Source organism: Bacillus sp. AP8, from assembly GCF_000321185.1.
Lineage (GTDB): Bacteria > Bacillota > Bacilli > Bacillales > DSM-1321 > Bacillus_AD > Bacillus_AD massilioanorexius.
On record NZ_CAPG01000039.1, the window covers coordinates 1 to 5,262 of the forward strand.

General features: G+C 32.9%; 2 protein-coding genes and 2 pseudogenes. 1 reads left to right on the forward strand and 3 read right to left on the reverse strand.

Features of this window, described 5'->3' with window-relative positions; genetic code table 11:
* Window positions 1-437 precede the first annotated feature (437 nt).
* A pseudogene (locus BN349_RS26905) lies at window positions 438-1,747 on the forward strand (MFS transporter).
* 112 nt (window positions 1,748-1,859) lie between these two features.
* Here BN349_RS26905 and BN349_RS11800 read toward each other — a convergent pair.
* The 3 genes and pseudogenes from BN349_RS11800 to phnX form a co-directional block, all read right to left on the reverse strand.
* Window positions 1,860-2,648 carry a DeoR/GlpR family DNA-binding transcription regulator gene (locus BN349_RS11800; RefSeq protein ID WP_019242523.1) on the reverse strand — a complete coding sequence of 263 codons (789 nt, stop codon included), beginning with the start codon at window positions 2,646-2,648 and terminating at the stop codon, window positions 1,860-1,862.
* Window positions 2,649-3,008: 360 nt separating this feature from the next.
* Window positions 3,009-4,133 carry a 2-aminoethylphosphonate--pyruvate transaminase gene (gene phnW / locus BN349_RS11810; protein ID WP_019242525.1) on the reverse strand — a complete coding sequence of 375 codons (1,125 nt, stop codon included), beginning with the start codon at window positions 4,131-4,133 and terminating at the stop codon, window positions 3,009-3,011.
* Window positions 4,134-4,208: 75 nt separating this feature from the next.
* Window positions 4,209-5,023 (reverse strand): annotated as a pseudogene (gene phnX / locus BN349_RS23870) (phosphonoacetaldehyde hydrolase).
* Window positions 5,024-5,262 lie beyond the last annotated feature (239 nt).

A 5,262-nucleotide genomic window follows, 5' to 3' on the forward strand; every position in this document is an offset into this window, starting at 1 on the left:
TTTCTTTTTTATACTCTTACTATCTATTATAAGGATAAGAATATACTTAAAGCAGTAAATCTATTCGTACAATATAAAAAAGGCAGCTTCCAATGTGATTATTTGAGGCTGCCTTTTTTATACCTCCCTTAATTCTATTCCTAATAAATTCCATTTCTCTTCTGTTTTACAAACATTTTATCCTTACTATTTCTTAATGATACTTCAAAATTATTTATTCATAATCACAATATTTTTCTTCTATTGATTGGTTTGTAAATTGTTTTTACTTTGATTTTATTGGTTTTATTACCTTTTGTAAATTTCCCATTAAGATAAGTGCTGTTATTCTTAATAACATCTTTACTTCAGCCAAATATTCAAGGTGTTTTTTGGTGCTATACTTTTCACGAACTTACCAAATCATTCTACAAATCATTTGAGATAGGAGCTTATATATGCAAATTACTAAACGTGTTAGAAGAAAAGCATTAGTTGCTAGTTTAATAGGGAGTTCAATTGAATACTACGATTATTTACTCTATGGAACAGTTGCTGCTCTCGTATTTAATGAATTATTCTTCCCCACTTTTGATCCATTAATGGGGACACTCATTGCATTAGCTTCTTTTGGAATACCTTATTTTTTTAGACCACTTGGAGGGATTGTATTTAGTCATATCGGAGACAAAATAGGACGAAAAAAATCACTTATTCTAACTCTATTAATAATGGGAAGCTCTACTGTACTTATTGGCTTACTTCCTGATTTCAATTCGATTGGAATATGGGCTCCTATATTACTTGTTACTCTTCGTCTTATACAAGGCTTTGCCGTTGGTGGAGAATGGGGAGGTGCCGTGCTACTTGCGGCAGAATATTCAGAATAGTCGAATAAAGGTTTAGGAGGAAGTATACCAATGATGGGCTGCTCTATTGGCCTATTATTAGGCACATTATCTATGTCAGTCATGAGTTTACTACCCCAACAAGACTTCATCAGCTGGGGCTGGCGTGTACCTTTTATCTTAAGTATTGGACTTGTCATACTGGGTCTATGGATTAGAAATGTAGAAATGGATTGGAGGAAACACCCGAGTTTAGAGAAGCTAAAAAACAAGGGGATATTGTAAAAGTTCCTATAGTACAAACTTTCATGCATCAAAGAAAGGAAGTGTTACTTGCAACAGGTGCTAAAGCGGTAGAATCTGCACCATTTTATCTTTTTTCAACATTTATCATTACATATGCTACAAAGAATCTAGGTATGAACCAAGTTTCTGTCCTTACTGCCATAACAATAGGAACATTTGCTTCAACACTATTCATCCCATTATTAGGTAGCCTTTCCGATCGAATTGGCCGTAAACCAGTATTTATAATGGGTACAGTAGGAATGATTCTATTTGCATTTCCATACTTTTATCTAATTCAACTAAAATCTGTTCTCTTACTGACTTTGGCAACTTTTATAGGTTATATATTATGGTCAATGATTACAGCAGTTCTTGGTACGTTATTTTCAGAAATTTTCCATACGAATATCCGTTATACAGGTATTTCTATTGGCTATCAGCTCGGAGCAGCGATATTCGGTGGAACAGCTCCTATTATTTCCATAGCATTAGTAAGTCAATTCGATAGTTGGATATCCGTTGCTGTGTATTTAGTTTTCATCGCAATACTTGCACTGATTTGCATTTCTTTCATAAAAACCAAAGCTAGCAACAAAAATATCCATATAAACTTTGTAAAACGAGCAGGATAATTTTCTTTGGGATATCATCCTAGAGTTACTCATGATAGCTTACGAAAAGTGATATCCTATCACTTTTCGTATAGCCATAGTAATAAAAACTAGTGAATACTGCAATCGTCATTCATAATGAAGGTATGATCCATTTCACATCCGCTTTTTCTACTATAGAAGTCCAATTCTCTGGAAATGATTGATCACAAATAATGGTATCTACTTCATCTAAGTTGCAAATACGATAATGCGTATCTTGTCCAATTTTCGTATGATCTGCTAGAATAATCGTTTGATTAGCATGTTTCATCATTTTTCTAGTAAATATCCCTTTCGAAGAATCAAAGCTAGTTATGCCTCTTTCTACAGATATACCGTCTACTGTAATGAAATATTTATCCACATAATAGTCATCTAGCATTTGCAAGGTTATAGAGCCTGTTGTCCGATAATGTGTGCTATTAATTTCCCCACCTAAAAAAATGATTTTTCCTGTAAATAATTGTTGATAGTGGTGATCTATTAATACAGTAAGTGCTGTAACAGAATTGGTTATGACCGTTATATTCGTTTTATTTATCAGATGTTTCGCTAATTGAACAGTTGTACTTCCATCGTCAATTGCAATAATATCATGGTCATTAATCAGGTTTACAGCTTCTTTTCCTATTCTTTCTTTCTCATTAACGCGAATAATCTCACGTTCAATGGCGGATGGTTCACTTTTAAAAAATGAAACCTTTACTGCACCCCCATAGACTTTTTTTAACTTTTCTTCTTTATCTAATTCTTCTAAATACCTTCTTATTGTTTCTGTCGAAACTTCTAGCTTTTCAGCAAGTTCATTTACTTTTACTTTTCCTTGAACATCAAGAATCTCAAGAATTTTCTTTTTTCTCTCTTCGCCTGCTACTGACATGAATTGACACCTCAAAACAATCTATAGTGATTCGTAATTTAAGTTTACTAAAAAGAAACATTAAATTCCATCAAGCTTTGTAAAGATTTATTAAAGAATAAATCATAAATCTTGAAATGATTATGGATTTTTATAATTCATTTATTTATCTACTGATTTACAAACATCAATCTTTTATAAACAAAAAAAATGTCCCTACAATGATTTTGAATCATATATAGAGACAATCTAACATTTTTTGCTTCTCTATTCTGTTTTTTTACAACCTTTTTAATAGATAGAGAAGCTGCAAGCACCTTCATCATAACTAAAAACGCTACTGAAACTCTTTCTGATGATTTTAGATAGTAGGGAAACATCTTAACATCTTGTTAATACTAATGTACTTTCTTTAATCGCTTGTAGAAGACCGAAAATATCTTTTTCATAAACTTCTCCTATATTACCAATACGAAATGTATCAAAGTTGGTCACCTTACCGGGATAGATTACATAACCTTTTTCTTTTAAAGATTGATACAATGATTGAAATGAAAAGTTACCTTGTTTAGGATAATGAAAAGATGTAATAATCGGCGATTGCAAATGATCATCTAGTAAAGTATCATATCCCAATGCTCTCATACCATCTACTAATAACCGTTGATTGTGGCAATAACGTTTATTTCTTTGCATTATCCCACCTTCGTTTTCAAGCTCTATAAGTGCCTGATCAAATGCACGTACTACATGAGTTGGAGATGTGAACCTCCATTTACCATTTTGTTTCTCCATCGTTTCCCATTGATCATATAAATCTAGAGATAGCGAGCGAGCATATCCCTTACACGTATGAAATGTAGCTATTTTGGCAATGACAAAGCCGAATCCAGGCACTCCCTGAATACATTTATTCGCACTACTTATTAAATAATCAATCCCTATCTCAGATACATCTATAGGGATGCCCCCGAAACTACTCATAGCGTCTACTATATACACTTTGTTATATTGATTTACAACTGCCCCTATTTCAGCAATCGGATTAATCATACCTGTTGTTGTTTCACAATGTACAACTGCTACATGTGTTACTTCTGGATTGTTTTTTAATACACACTCCAATTCATCTAAATTAGGCTGAGACGTTTCTCCACTATTTAATATAATCGTTTCAATATGTAACATTTGAGCAATTTGTGCGATTCGCGCTCCATATACACCATTTACTAGCACAACTAATTTTCCTTCTTTTGGTATTACACTGCCAATAACGGATTCTACAGTGAATGTTCCACTTCCTTGCATAAGTACTGCCGAGTATTGATCAATCTGTGAAGTCGCTAATGAAACAAGTCTTCTTCTAATTTTTTGCACTAATTGATTATAATCATTATCCCATGTACACCAGTCTTTCATCATTACATTCTTAACTGTTTGATAAGTTGTTAATGGGCCAGGTGTTAGTAATAAATATGGATTGCTTTCCTGATCTTGATTAAACATGATAGTTTGCCTCTCCTTCATAGATAAAGATTTCTATTTTTTTAACTATTTTCATTCTATTCCTTATCAATCGTATTACTGAGATAAACCTTGATTAATGATAGGTATAATTTTGACTAAATCAGCAATTTCTTCTATAACATAATGTGCACCCGCTTTCTTAAAGCGATTTGCTACTTCATCCATCTTCTTTTGAAGCAATTCTGATGAACAAGCATCGACTTCTTCTTTCGTCATACCTAGTTCACTGCTCCCTTTAATAACCCCTACACTCCAAACACCTGCATTTACTCCTTCTTGGATATCACTTACAGTGTCTCCAACTTTAACAATTGTAGTTAAAGGATATACCCCTAGATTCATAGCATTTTTGTATATCATCCAAGGTTCTGGTCGACCAGAAGGTACCTCATTAGGTGTAACTAAGGAATCTGGAACGTAGCCCTGTTCTTTTGCTTGCTTGGAAACTTGGAAACGATCTTCATCATCTCTGCTGTATAACCAGTTGTTGAACCAATTTTGATTCCATCAGCCTTTAATTCTTGAACTAATTGCAATACACCCGGTACTAGTTCACAATATTGCGGCAAAGTTGCAAATAGCATTGGCTCAAATTGACTATATAATTCATCAACATCTTTATGATTAGGAAGTCTTCCAAATCGATCCTTCCAAAGATTTGCTATTCTTTCCATCTGACACATTTCATTTATATGATCCCATTTCGCCGTTCCCATCGGTTTTCTTGCTTCTTCTGCAGTAACTTCAATTCCTTTTTGTTTAAATATTTCGAGAAAAACATGTAAAGGTGAAAAGCAGCCATAGTCTACTGTAGTTCCTGCCCAATCAAAAATAACTGCTTTTACATTTTGTGTTGAACAATCTTGCATATATTCTTACCTCCGTATTTTTTTATGTAATTCATTTTGTTTTTTACTGATTACATCCTCATTTTAGCACAATCACTTTGTTTTAATATGTTTTTTCTTTGTTCTTTTTGTTGATTTTGTTGTTTTATTGTTAAGTTATTGTTAATATGTTTTTAATTATGCTCTCTGTTATAGTTGATGCTACTTTTAAACAAAAGTATAAACGCCCTAATGAACGATAAATAATCCAAAAACAAAAG